This window comes from Rhizobium sp. SVR5-2C, assembly GCF_056755115.1.
The window spans coordinates 12,476-27,487 of the sequence record NZ_JBNDHT010000091.1 but is presented as its reverse complement, the minus strand read 5'-3'; the positions used below and the strand labels follow the sequence as shown (position 1 = coordinate 27,487).

10 protein-coding genes are annotated in these 15,012 nt (G+C 61.3%); all 10 read left to right on the top strand.

The genetic code is table 11. The annotated features are described in order from the left end of the window. Positions 1 to 317: ATP-binding protein (locus ACPYOI_RS23255; protein ID WP_481423409.1), on the top strand; the 317-nt coding region annotated here is incomplete at its 5' end. Positions 318 to 319: 2 nt separating this feature from the next. Continuing rightward, complete coding sequence (locus tag ACPYOI_RS23250; RefSeq protein ID WP_481417699.1) at positions 320 to 769, top strand: HPr kinase/phosphorylase; 450 nt, start codon at positions 320 to 322, stop codon at positions 767 to 769. A gap of 149 nt (positions 770 to 918) precedes the next feature. Next, positions 919 to 1,320, top strand: coding sequence for a PTS sugar transporter subunit IIA (locus ACPYOI_RS23245; RefSeq protein ID WP_168831893.1), 402 nt, complete (start codon positions 919 to 921; stop codon positions 1,318 to 1,320). Positions 1,321 to 1,337: 17 nt separating this feature from the next. Further along, positions 1,338 to 1,613 carry an HPr family phosphocarrier protein gene (locus ACPYOI_RS23240; RefSeq protein ID WP_168831932.1) on the top strand — a complete coding sequence of 92 codons (276 nt, stop codon included), beginning with the start codon at positions 1,338 to 1,340 and terminating at the stop codon, positions 1,611 to 1,613. A gap of 168 nt (positions 1,614 to 1,781) precedes the next feature. Further along, on the top strand, positions 1,782 to 3,182 hold the full coding sequence (gene ahcY, locus ACPYOI_RS23235; RefSeq protein WP_481417681.1) for an adenosylhomocysteinase: 1,401 nt from the start codon (positions 1,782 to 1,784) through the stop codon (positions 3,180 to 3,182). 196 nt (positions 3,183 to 3,378) lie between these two features. Then, positions 3,379 to 5,967 carry a PAS domain-containing sensor histidine kinase gene (locus ACPYOI_RS23230; protein WP_481417680.1) on the top strand — a complete coding sequence of 863 codons (2,589 nt, stop codon included), beginning with the start codon at positions 3,379 to 3,381 and terminating at the stop codon, positions 5,965 to 5,967. Continuing rightward, complete coding sequence (gene tsaE, locus ACPYOI_RS23225; RefSeq protein WP_481417679.1) at positions 5,964 to 7,478, top strand: tRNA (adenosine(37)-N6)-threonylcarbamoyltransferase complex ATPase subunit type 1 TsaE; 1,515 nt, start codon at positions 5,964 to 5,966, stop codon at positions 7,476 to 7,478. Before ACPYOI_RS23230 ends, tsaE begins: the two co-directional genes overlap by 4 nt. Before the next feature lie 12 nt (positions 7,479 to 7,490). After that, on the top strand, positions 7,491 to 8,225 hold the full coding sequence (locus ACPYOI_RS23220; RefSeq protein ID WP_481417678.1) for a nucleotidyltransferase family protein: 735 nt from the start codon (positions 7,491 to 7,493) through the stop codon (positions 8,223 to 8,225). A gap of 3 nt (positions 8,226 to 8,228) precedes the next feature. Beyond that, complete coding sequence (gene addB / locus ACPYOI_RS23215; RefSeq protein WP_481417677.1) at positions 8,229 to 11,423, top strand: double-strand break repair protein AddB; 3,195 nt, start codon at positions 8,229 to 8,231, stop codon at positions 11,421 to 11,423. Beyond that, positions 11,416 to 14,967: a double-strand break repair helicase AddA gene (gene addA / locus ACPYOI_RS23210; protein ID WP_481417676.1), complete on the top strand. Its 3,552-nt coding sequence runs from the start codon at positions 11,416 to 11,418 to the stop codon at positions 14,965 to 14,967. Before addB ends, addA begins: the two co-directional genes overlap by 8 nt. Positions 14,968 to 15,012: the final 45 nt, after the last annotated feature.

Below are 15,012 nucleotides of genomic sequence, written 5' to 3'. Positions count from 1 at the left end.
GCTCCTTTGTCCCGGATGAGGGGGGCAGGATCACCGTCCGGCTGTTTCGAACGCGCTCACGCTGCATTGTCTATATCGATGACAATGGCCCCGGTATTCAGGCCGAGAATATCGACCGCATCTTTGAGCGCTTCTACACCGACCGGCCCGAGTCGGAGGGCTTCGGGCAGAATTCCGGCCTCGGGCTTTCCATCAGCCGCCAGATCGCCGAAGCTCACGGCGGATCGCTGCGGGCCGAAAACATCATCGATGCCGAAACGGCGGAAGTGATCGGCGCTCGCTTCATTCTCGCCCTGCCCGCCGATTCAGTCGCATGATCATGGGCGCCGCTCTCAATATTCACGCCACGGCGATCGTCATTAACAAAACCGGTCTCATCTTTGCTGGCCCCTCGGGCTGGGGCAAATCCATGCTGGCTTTCGCCTGCATCACGGAAGCCAAGCGGATCGGGCTCCCGGCCTCGCTGGTCGCCGATGATCAGGTGTTTCTGTCGAAACGCGATGGAGCAATCATCGCCGAGTGCCCTCCGTCAATCCGCGGTCTGATCGAACTGCGGGGTACCGGTATCGTGCAGTGCGATAGTGTTTCCGCCGCCCCGATGCATTACGCGGTACTGCCTGGCAGCGCATCAGGCGAAACCAGGTTACCGCCGGACAACGAGGTGGCGCAGCTCGCCGAGGACTTTTCGCTACCGGCGGTGCGATTGTTGGCAAGCACGCCGGTTCCTCTCGCGGTCTTGATGGCAAGGGCGCCGGATATTGGCCGGTGATGCCTGCTCCATAGGCGACTCGGGCATATGTCTGCATTTTTATCTTGCACTTCAGCTTTTGATGGCCAAGATGTGCCCCCACCGGTGGACGCGATTGCTGCATTGCGATATTTGGGCCACCGTTTGTTGCCATTGGGAGCATTTTAATCATGATCGGACTTGTGCTTGTCACTCATGGCAAGCTGGCTGAAGAGTTTCGTCATGCGGTTGAGCATGTCGTCGGTCCTCAGAAATTTATCGAGACGGTCTGCATTGGCCCCGAAGATGACATGGATCAGAGACGCCAGGATATCCTGCAGGCGGTATCCGGCGCAGACGACGGTCACGGCGTCGTCATTCTCACCGACATGTTCGGCGGCACCCCTTCCAATCTTGCTATCTCGGTCATGAACAGCGGCCATACCGAAGTGATTGCCGGAATGAACCTGCCGATGCTGATCAAGCTTGCGGGCGTGCGCGGCGAAAACAACATGGAAAAGGCGCTGATCGAAGCGTCGGAGGCCGGGCGCAAATACATCAACGTCGCCAGCCGCGTTCTGAGCGGCAAGTAGTGAGCACCGCTCCTGTCATGACCTCGCTTTCCCGGGAACTGCTCATCATCAACAAGCGCGGCCTTCACGCACGCGCCTCCGCCAAGTTCGTTCAGATGGTCGAAACCTTCGATGCCGCCGTCACGGTTTCCAAGGACGGCATGACCGTCGGCGGGACCTCAATCATGGGGCTGATGATGCTGGCTGCAAGTCCAGGCACGACCGTTCTGGTCTCCGCGAGCGGCAATCAGGCGTCCGAAGCACTCGACGCGCTTGATCAACTGATCCAGAACAAGTTCGGCGAAGAGATCTAGCCCTCTCTACCCTCATATAAACATATAAAGACTTCTTTATATCCCTGTTGCCATCAGTCTGGAAGCCTGCTAAACGGGCGGTTATGGACGTGCTTGAAGCACGCATTCGCTATTGCGTCCGTCAATAGCGCGCCTTGATTTTGAGACGCTTTTCAGCTGGAGACCTCGATGAGCACTGAAAAAGATTATGTCGTCGCCGATATCGGTCTGGCGGATTTTGGCCGCAAGGAAATCACGATCGCCGAAACCGAAATGCCCGGCCTCATGTCCTGCCGCGCCGAATTCGGCCAGTCGCAGCCGCTGAAGGGCGCGCGCATCACCGGCTCGCTGCACATGACGATCCAGACCGCCGTCCTGATCGAAACGCTCGTCGCCCTCGGCGCCGAAGTCCGCTGGGCCTCCTGCAACATCTTTTCGACCCAGGACCATGCCGCCGCCGCAATCGCCGCTTCCGGTGTTCCGGTCTTTGCCGTCAAGGGCGAGTCGCTCGAAGATTACTGGGTCTACACCGACAAGATCTTCCAGTGGGCCGATGGCGGCGTCTCCAACATGATCCTCGACGATGGCGGCGACGCGACCATGTACATTCTGCTTGGCGCGCGAGCCGAGGCCGGCGAGGATGTGCTCTCGAACCCGCATTCGGAAGAGGAAGAGATCCTCTTTGCACAGATCAAGAAGCGCCTCGCCGCTTCGCCGGGCTGGTTCACCAAGCAGCGCGACGCGATCAAGGGCGTGACCGAGGAAACCACCACGGGCGTCAACCGCCTCTACCAGCTGAGCCAGAAAGGCCTGCTGCCCTTCCCGGCGATCAACGTCAACGACTCGGTCACCAAGTCGAAATTCGACAACAAGTACGGCTGCAAGGAATCACTGGTGGACGGCATTCGCCGCGGCACCGACGTCATGATGGCCGGCAAGGTTGCCGTCGTCTGCGGCTACGGCGACGTCGGCAAGGGTTCCGCCGCTTCGCTTTCGGGCGCCGGCGCACGCGTCAAGGTCACGGAAGCCGATCCGATCTGCGCGCTGCAGGCTGCCATGGACGGCTATGAAGTCGTTCTGCTCGAGGACGTCGTTTCCTCCGCCGATATCTTCATCACCACGACCGGCAACAAGGACGTCATCCGCATCGACCATATGCGTCAAATGAAGGACATGGCGATCGTCGGCAACATCGGTCACTTCGACAACGAAATCGAAGTTGCCGCACTCCGGAACCTGAAGTGGACGAATGTGAAGCCGCAGGTCGACCTCATCGAGTTCCCGAAGGGCAACCGCATCATCCTTCTCTCGGAAGGCCGCCTGCTCAATCTCGGCAACGCGACCGGCCACCCGTCCTTCGTCATGTCGGCGTCGTTCACCAACCAGACCCTGGCGCAGATCGAGCTCTTCACCAAGCCCGGTCAGTACGAAAACAAGGTCTACGTCCTGCCGAAGCACCTGGACGAGAAGGTTGCGCGTCTGCATCTCGGCAAGCTCGGCGTGAAACTGACACAGCTTTCCGAAGAACAGGCTGCCTATATCGGCGTTTCGCCGAGTGGTCCGTTTAAGTCAGACCACTACAGATATTAATCTGCAGGACAATATCCACAATATCTTGATGGTGCCGCATTGACAAATGCGGCACCTTATTTTTTGGGCGCCACCTTCCCGCAGATTCTCTTCCGAAGTATTGTTTTAGAACTCGATTCGTGGCGCGGCCAGCCGTGCCCGAAAATGGGATGTCTTGTCGTGATGCGGCACATTGAAGGACGGAGACATACCGCGGATGTCGGAAATGACTCACAGCCTGCTTGGACGGGCGGAAGACGGCGATCGGCCTGACATCCGCTCACTCCGGGCAAGCCGAAAAAATACTTTTGCCACGGCCGTCAATGCCGCGAAGCAAAGCTCCGGGTCGCTGGCGCGGCTCTCGAAGATTTGCGCCGCCGGAACGGCGATCGCGGCATTGGCGCGGCCCGCTCTTGCCCAAGTCGAAGCAAAAGCAGCGGCCTCCACACTTCTTTTCACGTCGTCCCAGATCGTCGGTTTTTCCGTCGTGATCGGCGTCATTTCCGCCGCCCTCTTCTCGATGCTGTGGGTCGTGCGTCAGCGCGGCAACCTTGAGAGCGAGAGCCGGGAGATCCGATCTGCCCTCTCCGATGCGCATCAGCGTATTTCTCAGTATCAGGCGCTGATCGCCGACAAGAATCGCCGTATCGTCGTCTGGAACGGCAACGAGCGGCCCGAACTGCTCGGCCAGCTTCCGGTCGAAACGGGCGCCCCCCAGGACGGGGACTTCCTGGCCTTCGGCCGCTGGCTGAAGCCTCGCTCCGCATCCGAGCTCGAAAGAGCAATCGATCGCCTGCGCAGCGGCGCTCAGAGCTTCGATATGGTGGTCGAGACCAATCGTGAGGAAATCCTCGAAGCGCAGGGCCGGGTATCCGGCGGCCGCGCCTTCGTCCGATTTGTGGCGCTCAACAATCTGCGCGCCGAACTTGCCGAATTGAAGATCGAGCGCGACCGGCTGATTTCGTCCATCTCGGCGTTCCAGAGCCTTCTTGACGCGATCGACCTGCCGGCGTGGCAACGGGACACCGAAGGCCGCCTCACCTGGGTCAACCAGGCCTATGGAGACGCCGTCGAGTCGAAGTCCCCGCAACATGCGGTCCACGAAGGGCGGGAGTTCCTGACGACAATCGCCCGCGAACGCATCCGCGCGGGAGTCACGCCCGAATCACCCTTCCACGACAAGATTTCGACCGTTGTTCATGGCAACCGCACGTTCTTCGACGTCGTCGACGTGAAGCTGCCGAGCGGTTCGGCAGGCATTGCAATCGACGTCTCGGAAGCCGAATCCGTTCGCGCCGAGCTCGAGCGTACCCTCAAGAGCCATGCCGAGACGCTGGATCAGCTTGCAACGCCGGTCGCGATCTTCGACGGCAATCGCCGTCTGCAATTCTACAATCAGGCCTTCGTCGCGCTGTGGGAACTTGATATCGCCTTTCTGGAGAGCAAGCCCGACAACGCCGAGCTGCTCGAGCGTTTGCGCGCCGCAAAGAAGCTTCCCGACCAGCTCAACTGGAAGAGCTGGAAGGAAACGGCGCTTTCCGTCTACCGGGCGCTCGATACGCAAACCGACCTCTGGCACCTGCCGAACGGACAGACGCTGCGCGTCTTTGCGACCGCGCATCCGCAGGGCGGGGCGACCTGGGTCTTCGAAAATCTGACCGAACAGGTCGATCTTGAAACGCGCTACAATACGCTGGTCAAGGTTCAGGGCGAAACGATCGACCATCTCTCCGAGGGCGTTGCCGTTTTCGGACCGGACGGCCGTATCCGCCTTTCGAACCCTGCCTTCCGCGTACTGTGGGGTATCACCGAGGCCGAAGCCAAGCCGGGGACGCATATTCGCGCGATCGGCGAGACCTGCCTGCCGTCCTATGACCGTCCGGACGGCTGGAAGGCCTTTGCAGAGCTGATCACCAGCTTCGACGACGAGCGCCGCTCCGGCCAGGGAACGCTCGAACTCTTCTCGGGACTTGTGCTGGACTACGCCGTCATTCCGTTGCCGAATGCGCAAACCATGCTGACCTTCGTCAACATGACCGACAGCGTCCGTGCGGAACGCGCCTTGACTGAAAAGAACGAGGCGCTGCGCAAGGCCGATGAGCTGAAGAACGATTTCGTCCAGCACGTCTCCTATGAGTTGCGCTCGCCACTGACCAATATCATCGGGTTTGCCGATCTGCTGCGGACGCCGGGCGTAGGGCCATTGAACGACCGTCAGGCCGAATATATCGATCATATTGCCACATCGTCTTCAGTGCTTCTGACGCTGGTCAACGATATCCTCGACCTTGCCACCGTCGATGCCGGCATCATGAGGCTGAATTATACGGAGATCGACCTCAACGATCTTCTCGACGATGTCTCGATGCAGATTGCCGACCGGCTGCAGGAAAGCGGCGTGGCGCTGGAGATTACAGCGCCGGCTTATCTCGGCTCTATCGTTGCCGATCCTCAGCGGTTGAAGCAGATCCTGCTGAAGCTGCTCTCCAACGCGGCGAACTTTTCGCCTGAAGGCGCAGCCATCTCCCTCGAATGTCATCGCGAGGCCATGGATTTCGTCTTCTCCATCACCGATCGCGGTCCCGGCATTTCAAAGGATATGATCGCGACCGTCTTTGACCGCTTTGCCACCGGCGCCAAAAGCGGCAAGCGTGGCGGAGCAGGTCTCGGTCTTTCGATCGTCGACAGCTTTGTCAGCCTGCACAACGGCAAGGTGACAATCGACAGCCAGCCCGGCAGAGGCACGACGGTCGTTTGCCGGATTCCGTCCATCAATCTGCCACAGTCCATCGCAGCAGCAGAATGAACCCGGCAGACGGCACGATCTCGCTTTTCCTCGAAGACGAGGCGGCAACGATCCGCTTCGGAGAAGACCTAGTCCTAGCGCTGAAAGCCGGTGAATGCCTGGCGCTTTCAGGCGACCTCGGCGCAGGAAAATCCTCGCTCGCCCGCGCGTTCCTGCGTGCAATGGCCGATGATGAGCAGCTTGAAGTGCCGAGCCCGACATTCACGCTGGTTCAATCCTACGATCTTCGCATTCCGGTTTCGCATTTCGATCTTTACCGGCTTGGTGACGGCGCGGAACTGGAGGAACTCGGCTTCGACGAAGCTCTTCAAAACGGGATATGCCTCGTCGAATGGCCGGAGATGGCGGAAGAAGAACTGCCCGCCGATCGCATCACGATAAAGCTTGAGCATGAACACAAGGGGCGGCGGGCAACGATCTCGGCACCGCCCAAGCAGCTGCAAAGAATCCGGCGTGTTCTGGCGATCCGCGATTTCCTTGGAAAAGCAGGGTATCCGACGGCCAAGCGCCGTTTTCTGACGGGTGACGCGTCGTCACGCGCCTATGAAGCCGTTTATCCGAATGGGGAACCCCGGAAGATCCTGATGGACTGGCCTCCCCTTCCCGAGGGGCCAGCGGTACTTGATGGAAAGCCGTATCCGAAGGTCGCCCATATAGCCGAAAACGCCTATCCCTACGTGGCGATCTCCAATGTGCTGCGCGAAAGAGACTTCGCGACGCCGGAGATTTACGAGGCCGACTACGACCAAGGCATTCTGCTGATCGAAGATCTCGGCACCGAGGGCCCGCTCGATAAAGACGGCAACCCGATCGCCGAGCGATATCGCGAAAGCGTTGCCTGTCTGGCGCATCTGCATGGGATGAAAATTCCGCGGGACATCCCCGTCACCGAGACGCACATCCATCACATCCCGGATTTCGACCGGACGGCCATGAAGATGGAAGTGCGCCTTGTTCTTGACTGGCACCTGCCCTGGCGGCGCAGCACGCCCCCCAGCAAGGCGGAGCGCGAGGAATATCTGGCGATCTGGGATGCGCTCATCGATGAGCTGGCATCGGCCGAGAAGAATTTGCTGCTCCGGGACTTTCATTCCCCAAACATCATTTGGCGCGACGAAAAGGAGGGCATTCAGAAGATCGGCATCATCGATTTTCAAGACGCGATGATCGGGCCGACTGCCTATGATCTTGCGTCCATCACACAGGATGCACGTGTCACGATCGAACCGGTCCTGTTCAAGCAGCTCATGAATGACTATCTCGCGCTCCGCCGCGCTCAAGGTGGCTTTGACGAGCCCGGTTTCATGAAAAGCTGGGCGATCATGTCGGCCCAGCGCAATTGCAAGCTCGCGGGTCTCTGGGTGCGGCTGATGCAGCGCGATGGAAAACCCGGATATATGAAATACATGCCGCGCACGCTCTCTTATCTCAAGCTGGCGCTTGAACATGATGCGCTCGCCCCCTTGCGCGATTGGTGCGCAAGGGCTGGAATAGGTCAGAGCGAATCATAAGTTCCGGATCAGATGACCATCAAACAAGCCATGGTGCTGGCGGCCGGCCTCGGCACTCGCATGCGCCCGATCACCAATACGATGCCCAAGCCGCTGGTGAGGGTCGCCGGCAAGCCGATGATCGACTACGTACTCGACTCGCTTGCGGAAGCGGGCGTCGAGAAAGCAGTCGTCAACGTCCACCATTTCGCCGACCAGATGGTCGCGCATCTGAAGGCTTATAACGCGCTCGAGATCATCATTTCCGACGAACGCGACCGGTTGATGAACAGCGGCGGCGGCCTAGCAAAAGGCTTGAAGCTGCTCGATCGCGGCCCGGTTTTCGTTACCAATGCCGATCTCTTCTGGATCGGGGAGCGTTCCGACCGGCCGAGCAATCTTCGACGCTTAGCCGGATTCTACGACGCGGATCGCATGGATATGGCAATGCTCTGCGTCAAGCTCGCGGATACCACTGGCCACAACGGCAAGAACGACTTCAGCCTTTCCCCGGAAGGCAAGCTCGCGCGCTACCGCGAAGGCGATTCCAACCCGGTCGTCTATGCCGGGTCGATCGCCATGGACACATCGTTTCTGGGCGATGCGCCCACCGATGATGCATTCAACCTCAACATCTACTTCGATAAGGCAATTGAGCGCGGGCGCCTGTCGGGTACGATGCTTGAAGGCCATTGGCTGACAGTCGGAACACCTGAGGCGATCGACGAAGCGGAGGAGACGATCCGGCGATTCCGGACGTTTGCGTGAGGCATGAGCGAGCGCCATCAGCCACGCATATTCACGATACCGGCCGGGGTGCCCTTCCTGAAAACGCTGGCTGCGACACTCTGCGACGGACGGCTCACGCCGCTTTTCCGGCACGACCCGAATGATCCGCTTTCGCTTTCGCGGGTGACGATCTACCTGCCGACGCGACGCGCCGCCCGCGTGCTGCGTTCGGAGTTCGTCGATCTTCTCGGCGGCCGTTCGGCGATCCTGCCGGTCATCCGCCCGCTCGGCGAGACGGATGACGACAGCGGCTACTTTGACGAGGCATTGCCTGCAACCCTTGACCTCGCTCAGCCGCTTTCGAACACGGCGCGCCTGCTGGAGCTTGCCCGCCTCATCCTCGCCTGGCGCAACAAGCTGCCGGAGATCGTGCGGCATATCCACTCCGACTCGCCGTTGGTGGCGCCGGCAAGCCCGGCGGATGCGATCTGGCTTGCCCGCAACGTTGCCGAACTGATCGACTCCATTGAGACCGAGGATCGCGAATGGTCCGAGCTCTCGAAGCTCGATGTCGAGGATCATGCTCTCTGGTGGCAGCTGACTGCGGAATTCCTGCAGATTGCCGGCACGTTCTGGCCCGATCGGCTTGCCGAACTCGGTAAATCGTCACTGGCGCGGCATCGCAATGCGATCCTGCGCGCGGAGGCGAACCGGCTTGCAATGGCCACACCTGCTGGGCCGATCATCATTGCCGGATCCACAGGCTCGATGCCCGCGACCGCAGACCTCATTGCTGCTGTCGCCAATCTGCCCGAAGGTGTGATCGTGCTGCCGGGTCTCGACCTTTCCATGCCGGAGGCGCATTGGCGACTGGTGGCGCCGGAGACGGCCTCCGGCCAGCGCGAAAACCCGGCAAGCCGCAGCCATCCGCAATACGGCCTCTCCTCTCTCCTCAAGCGCCTGACGCTCACGCGCAGCGACGTCGCGGCGATTGAAGAGGCGCCGGCGGATCTCAGACGCCGCGCAGAAATTCTATCGCATGCCCTTGCGCCGGCAGAAGCCACAAGCGGCTGGGGCGACTGGGCGAGCAACCTACCGGATGAAGCATTGGCATCGGCCTTCTCCAACGTTGCGCTGATCGAAGCCGCAAACGAGCGGGAGGAGGCAACCGCGATCGCCATTGCGCTCCGGCTGGCGCTCGAGCAACCGGGGCGGAACGGTGAAAGCCAGGCAGCGCTTATCACGCCCGACCGCAACCTCGCCCGGCGCGTGATGTCCGAGCTCTCGCGCTTCGACATTCTGGCTGACGACTCGGCTGGCACGCCGCTTGCTGCCATGCAGCAGGGAACGCTTCTGCAATTGCTTCTCGAGGCAACGCTCCGGCCTGGCGATCCGGTCACTATCGTTGCATTGCTCAAACACCCCCTCGCTCGCTTTGGCCTTGAGCGGAGCGCGCTCCTGCAAGCCGTTGAGGCGCTGGAACTGCTGGCTTTGCGCGGCGGCGTTGCCGAGGTTGACATCAGCGCTCTGGAGCCCCTGCTCGAACACCAGCTTTCCGAGCAGACCCGAGACAGGCATGCGCCAAACTGGCGGAAATCGCTTCCGCCGGAGGCGGCGGAGCAAGCACGCGATCTTGCCCGGCGCGTGGCGACGGCCACCGAACCCTTGGCATCGGCGCTTGTCCGGCATGGGCCGGGTGGCCGAGGATTGACCGCCAGTTTCACGCTTTCAGACTGGGCTGAGCGGACCGGGCGCGCCCTTGAAGCCGTCGCGGTCGATCAGCGGGGCAATCTTGCCAGCCTGTGGAGCGGCGAAGCGGGCGCTTCGCTCGCAAGCCTGCTTGGCGAAGTGATCGAGACGGATGGCCAGATCGAAGCAGATGGGCCGCAATGGATCGATATCGTCGCGGCGCTTTCGGCCGGGCAGGCAGTCAAACCACGCGCCCTCAGTCACCCGCGCGTCTTCATCTTCGGCACACTCGAAGCGCGTCTGCAAAGCGTCGATACGCTGATCCTGGGTGGCCTCAATGAAGGCTCCTGGCCGGGTCAGACCGCCAACAATCCTTTCGTCTCACGAATGATGAAGATGGAAATCGGCCTTGAGCCGCCGGAGCGGCGCATCGGTCAGCTCGCGCACGACTTCGAGATGGCGAACGGCACGCAGCACCTGATCTATTCGCGCGCGTTGCGGCAAGGCTCGACGCCGACCGTCGCTTCGCGCTGGCTGCAGCGGCTGCTGGCGCTCGGCGGCGAGGTTTTCGAGCGGGAATTGAAGGCGCGTGGCGACCGTTTCGTCCATTGGGTGAACCTGCTCGACGAAAGCAGGAGCCAGGCACCGGCGCAACGGCCCTCGCCCACCCCGCCTCTGGAATTGCAGCCGAAATCCTACTCCTTCAGCGAAGTCGGCCGCCTGCGGCGCGATCCCTATTCAATTTACGCTCGGCGCATCCTGCGGCTCGACGCAGTCGATCCCTTCAATCGCGATCCGGGTGCTGCGGAACGCGGGACGCTCTATCACACGATCATCGACCGCTTTGTCCGCGAGGGCCATATTGCCGGTACATCGGAAGCCGCAGAGGCGATGGAGAGGATTCTGACGGAACTCTTCGACATGGGGCATCTGCCGCCGCACATTGATGCGGTGTGGCGTCCGCGTTTCCGCGAGGTCGGCCGGGCGTTCCTCGAATGGGAAGCCGAGCGCGGGCCGGCAATCCGCAAGACCTATACGGAGGTCCGCGGCGGCGTGGAGCTCGAGCGCATCAATATCCGGCTGACCGGTGTTGCCGACCGCATCGATGTTACCGGGCCTAACGCTGCCGACATCATCGACTACAAGACCGGCTCCAATCCATCACCCGCGCAGGCGCGGGCGCTTCTTGATCCGCAGCTGGCGCTCGAAGCGGCAGCTCTGAGCGCCGGTGCGTTTCGTGACGCCGGAAGCCTGGTGCCGCAGGATCTCATCTATGTGCGCCTTCGGCCCGGCAGCCGATTCCGTGCCGATGTGGTCAACAACGAGACCTCTGCGCGCAGCGACAAGGCAAAGTCGGCCCTCGACCTTGCGAATGAATCGATCGATCAGCTCGTCAAATTCGTCTCCCTGCTGCAATCGGGCGAGCGCGGCTTCACGTCGCGGCTGATCCCGGCGCAGCAGTTCGATTTCGGCGGCGACTACGATCACCTCGCGCGCGTGTCCGAATGGTCGACGGCCGAGAGTGACGAAGGAGGCGGCGATGAATGATCCGACCGCACTTCCTGAAGATGACGATCCGCGCGCCTGGATCAGTTGGACGACGATCCAGCAGTCGATTGCTTCCGATCCTTCGCGGTCGGCCTGGGTTTCGGCCAATGCCGGTTCCGGCAAGACGCATGTGCTGACGCAGCGCGTTATCCGGCTTCTGCTTTCCGGCGCGCGGCCCTCTGCCATCCTCTGCCTGACTTATACGAAGGCGGCGGCCTCCGAAATGTCGAACCGCGTCTTCCAGCGCTTGGCCGAATGGGCGGTGCTGCCGGACGAGGAACTGAGAAGCCGGATAGCGCAGATCGAAGGCGCAACGCCGGGCGAGCTCAAGCTTGCCGAAGCGCGACGACTTTTCGCCAAGGCGCTGGAGACGCCGGGCGGGCTGAAAATCCAGACGATCCACGCCTTCTGCGAAGCCTTGCTGCACCAGTTTCCGCTGGAGGCAAATGTCGCCGGACATTTTTCGGTTCTCGACGATCGCGCCGCGGCGACATTGCTTGCCGATGCCCGGCGCTCGCTGCTGACCGCCACCACGCCGGAGCAGGATCCCAATCTGGCCGACGCCTTTTCCTATGTGCTCAATCTCGGGGATGAGACCGGGCTGGAGACGCTGCTCGGCGAGATCGTCGCGAACCGCAACGCAATCCGCCGGTTCATGGCGGAAGCTGAACAACAGGGGGGTGTCGCAGCTGCCTTGCGCAGAGCGCTCGGGCTGTCCGCCGGTGACACCGAAGCCGGGATTGCATCGCAGTATTGGCCCCTGCCCGGCCTGTTCGGTCTGACGCTTGATCTCTACATCACGTTAGCCGCCCAGAAAGGCGGTTCGAAAGCTCAGGAAGTGGCCTATGGGCTGCGCCAGGCCTCCAGTGAGCGGACCCCGGCAAGGCGGGCCGAGCTGCTTGAGAAGATATTCCTGAAGGCCAATGGCGAACCCAAGTCCGATTCGCAATTCACCGTCAAAGCCATGCTTTCCGATGCACCGGAATTGACCGATGCCATCGCGGCCGCGCGGGCGCACGTCGTTGCCTGCCGCGATCGCGTCAAAATCATGCGCATGTTCGATGCGACCCACGCGGCGCTTATCCTCGCCGACCGCCTGAACCGGGACTACGAGGATCTGAAGAAACAGCGCAGCCAACTGGACTTCGAAGATCTCATCACCCGAACCGCGGATCTCTTGACGAAAAGCGGCGTCGGGCCCTGGATCCACTATAAGCTTGATCAGGGCATCGATCATATTCTGGTTGACGAGGCGCAGGATACGAGCCCCATCCAGTGGAGCGTGATCCAGTCGCTGGCGGAAGATTTCTTTTCCGGCGAAAGCGCGCGGCCGGTGGTGCGCACGCTCTTTGCCGTCGGTGACGAGAAGCAGTCGATCTATTCCTTCCAGGGCGCCCGCCCGGAGCGCTTCTCCGAGGAGAGTGACCGTACCCGGAAACGCGTTTCGGCGAGCGGCCAGGCGTTTTCATCCGTGCGCCTGCCCCTTTCCTTCCGATCCACGTCCGATGTTCTCGCCGCCGTCGACCATGTCTTTACGCCGCCGGAAAACGCTCGCGGCCTCAGCGCCGTTGACGAGCCGGTCGTCCACCGCTCCAGCCGGATCGGTCATCCGGGCGCCGTCGATCTCTGGGAGATGATCGCGCCTGAAGTTGCCGTAAAGGACGAGGACTGGACGGCGCCGTTCGATGCGACGCCGGAGAGCGCCCCGGCTGCGATCCTTGCCAGGCGTATGGCCTTTACCATCGAGCGGCTTGTCGGCCGCGAGACGATCGTCGAGAAGGGCAAGGAGCGCCTGATCGAAGCCGGCGACATCCTCGTCCTCGTTCGAAAGCGCGATAGTTTCGTCAATGCGCTCACCCGGGCCCTGAAACGGCGCAACAACATTCCGGTCGCCGGCGCCGACCGCCTCAGGCTTACCAGCCATATCGCCGTTCAGGACCTGCTGGCTCTCGGCCGCTTCCTGCTCTTGCCGCAGGATGATCTTTCGCTGGCAGCCGTGCTCAAAAGTCCGCTCTTCGACCTTTCGGAGGATGATGTCTTTACGCTCGCGGGGTTGCGAAACGACGATGAAAGCGTCTGGGCTCACCTCCAGAAGTTTGCGGCAGACGGTAACGAACGGTACGCGGCGGCGACGGACAGGCTCAAACTGTTCATCGGCCAATCGCGAGACCTGTCCGTTCATGACTTTTACTCGCGCGTTCTAGGCGTTCACGGCGGACGGCGGCAGTTCCTGGCGCGCCTCGGCACTGAGGTCAGCGATATTCTGGACGAGTTCCTGACGTTCACGCTCGATCAGGAAAGCGCCGGTCTGCCCGGCCTGCAATCCTTCATCTCGACGCTGGAGCTCGAAGCACCTGAGGTGAAGCGCGAACAGGACAAGGGCCGCAATGAAGTCCGGATCATGACCGTGCACGCCTCCAAGGGCTTGGAAGCGCCGATCGTCTTCCTTGTCGACGGCGGCTCGAAAGCCTTCACGCATACACATATGCCGAAGCTGCGCCTGATCGAAAGAGGCGCGGAAGCTCCTCCGATGCCGGTCTGGGTTCCGGTCGGTGATCTTGCCAATTCGATGACGCAGGCCGATGCGGCGCGACTTCAAAAGCTGGCGGAAGAGGAATACCGGCGGCTGCTCTATGTGGCGATGACGCGCGCCGCCGACCGGCTGATCGTCTGCGGGTATCGTGGTATCAGGCCGAACAACGACACTTGGCACATGATGATTTCATCGGCGATGGCAGACAGCCATCCGCATGTCACGCCCGCGACATTCGACGGTCCCGATGGCGAATGGACGGGCGTGAAATGGCGCGTGCCGCAGGTGAGCCGAAGCTTCGAGCAGTCAGTAAAGCTGGAGGACAAGAACCGGCAGGAGCATCTACCCGCCGGCATTCTCAAGCCGCTCCCACCGCAAAGGCAACTGCCGCGACCGCTCAGCCCATCCGGTGCCGGAACGATCATCGATGAGGAAGCGGATGATTTGCTGGTCACCTCGCCGCTTTTTTCAGAAAAGGCCCGCTCTGACCGGTCACTGGAAAAGGGGCGCCTGGTCCATCGCATGCTGCAGACGCTGCCCGACCTTGCTCCGCACGAGCGGCCGGCGGCCGCAGAGCGCTACGCGAACCGCGCTGCGCGTTTCTGGCCGGACAGCGAGCGGCAGCAGTTGGTCGATTCGGTTTTGAGACTATTGGCGGATGATGGTCTTCAGCCCGTCCTTTCAACGCACGCCCAGCCGGAAGTCTCGATCATGGGCACGCTGACCCTGGAAGGACGGCACTATGCCGTATCCGGCCGTGTTGACCGGCTGGCGGTGTTCGGCGACCGTGTCGTTATCCTCGACTACAAGACCAACCGCATGCCGCCCGCGACGGCCAAGGATATTCCTTTCGCGCATCAGGCGCAGCTTGCGATCTACCGCGAAATCCTGGCGCCGCTTTATCCCGGCAAGCGTATCGACTGCATGCTGGTCTATACGGAGAACGCTACCGTCCATACTTTGACCGAGAGCGCGCTCGAATTGGCGCTTGCAGGACTCAAAACAAAGTGAAATACCGGACATTGAAAGTTCGGCACCGCACCATCACATGTGGTT

What these genes read in the sequence shown, in the direction of transcription:
- ACPYOI_RS23250 (WP_481417699.1), top strand. Translation starts at nt 320, where the DNA reads ATGGGCGCCGCTCTCAATATTCACGCCACGGCGATCGTCATTAACAAA.
- ACPYOI_RS23245 (WP_168831893.1), top strand. Translation starts at nt 919, where the DNA reads ATGATCGGACTTGTGCTTGTCACTCATGGCAAGCTGGCTGAAGAGTTT.
- ACPYOI_RS23240 (WP_168831932.1), top strand. Translation starts at nt 1,338, where the DNA reads ATGACCTCGCTTTCCCGGGAACTGCTCATCATCAACAAGCGCGGCCTT.
- ahcY (WP_481417681.1), top strand. Translation starts at nt 1,782, where the DNA reads ATGAGCACTGAAAAAGATTATGTCGTCGCCGATATCGGTCTGGCGGAT.
- ACPYOI_RS23230 (WP_481417680.1), top strand. Translation starts at nt 3,379, where the DNA reads ATGTCGGAAATGACTCACAGCCTGCTTGGACGGGCGGAAGACGGCGAT.
- tsaE (WP_481417679.1), top strand. Translation starts at nt 5,964, where the DNA reads ATGAACCCGGCAGACGGCACGATCTCGCTTTTCCTCGAAGACGAGGCG.
- ACPYOI_RS23220 (WP_481417678.1), top strand. Translation starts at nt 7,491, where the DNA reads ATGACCATCAAACAAGCCATGGTGCTGGCGGCCGGCCTCGGCACTCGC.
- addB (WP_481417677.1), top strand. Translation starts at nt 8,229, where the DNA reads ATGAGCGAGCGCCATCAGCCACGCATATTCACGATACCGGCCGGGGTG.
- addA (WP_481417676.1), top strand. Translation starts at nt 11,416, where the DNA reads ATGAATGATCCGACCGCACTTCCTGAAGATGACGATCCGCGCGCCTGG.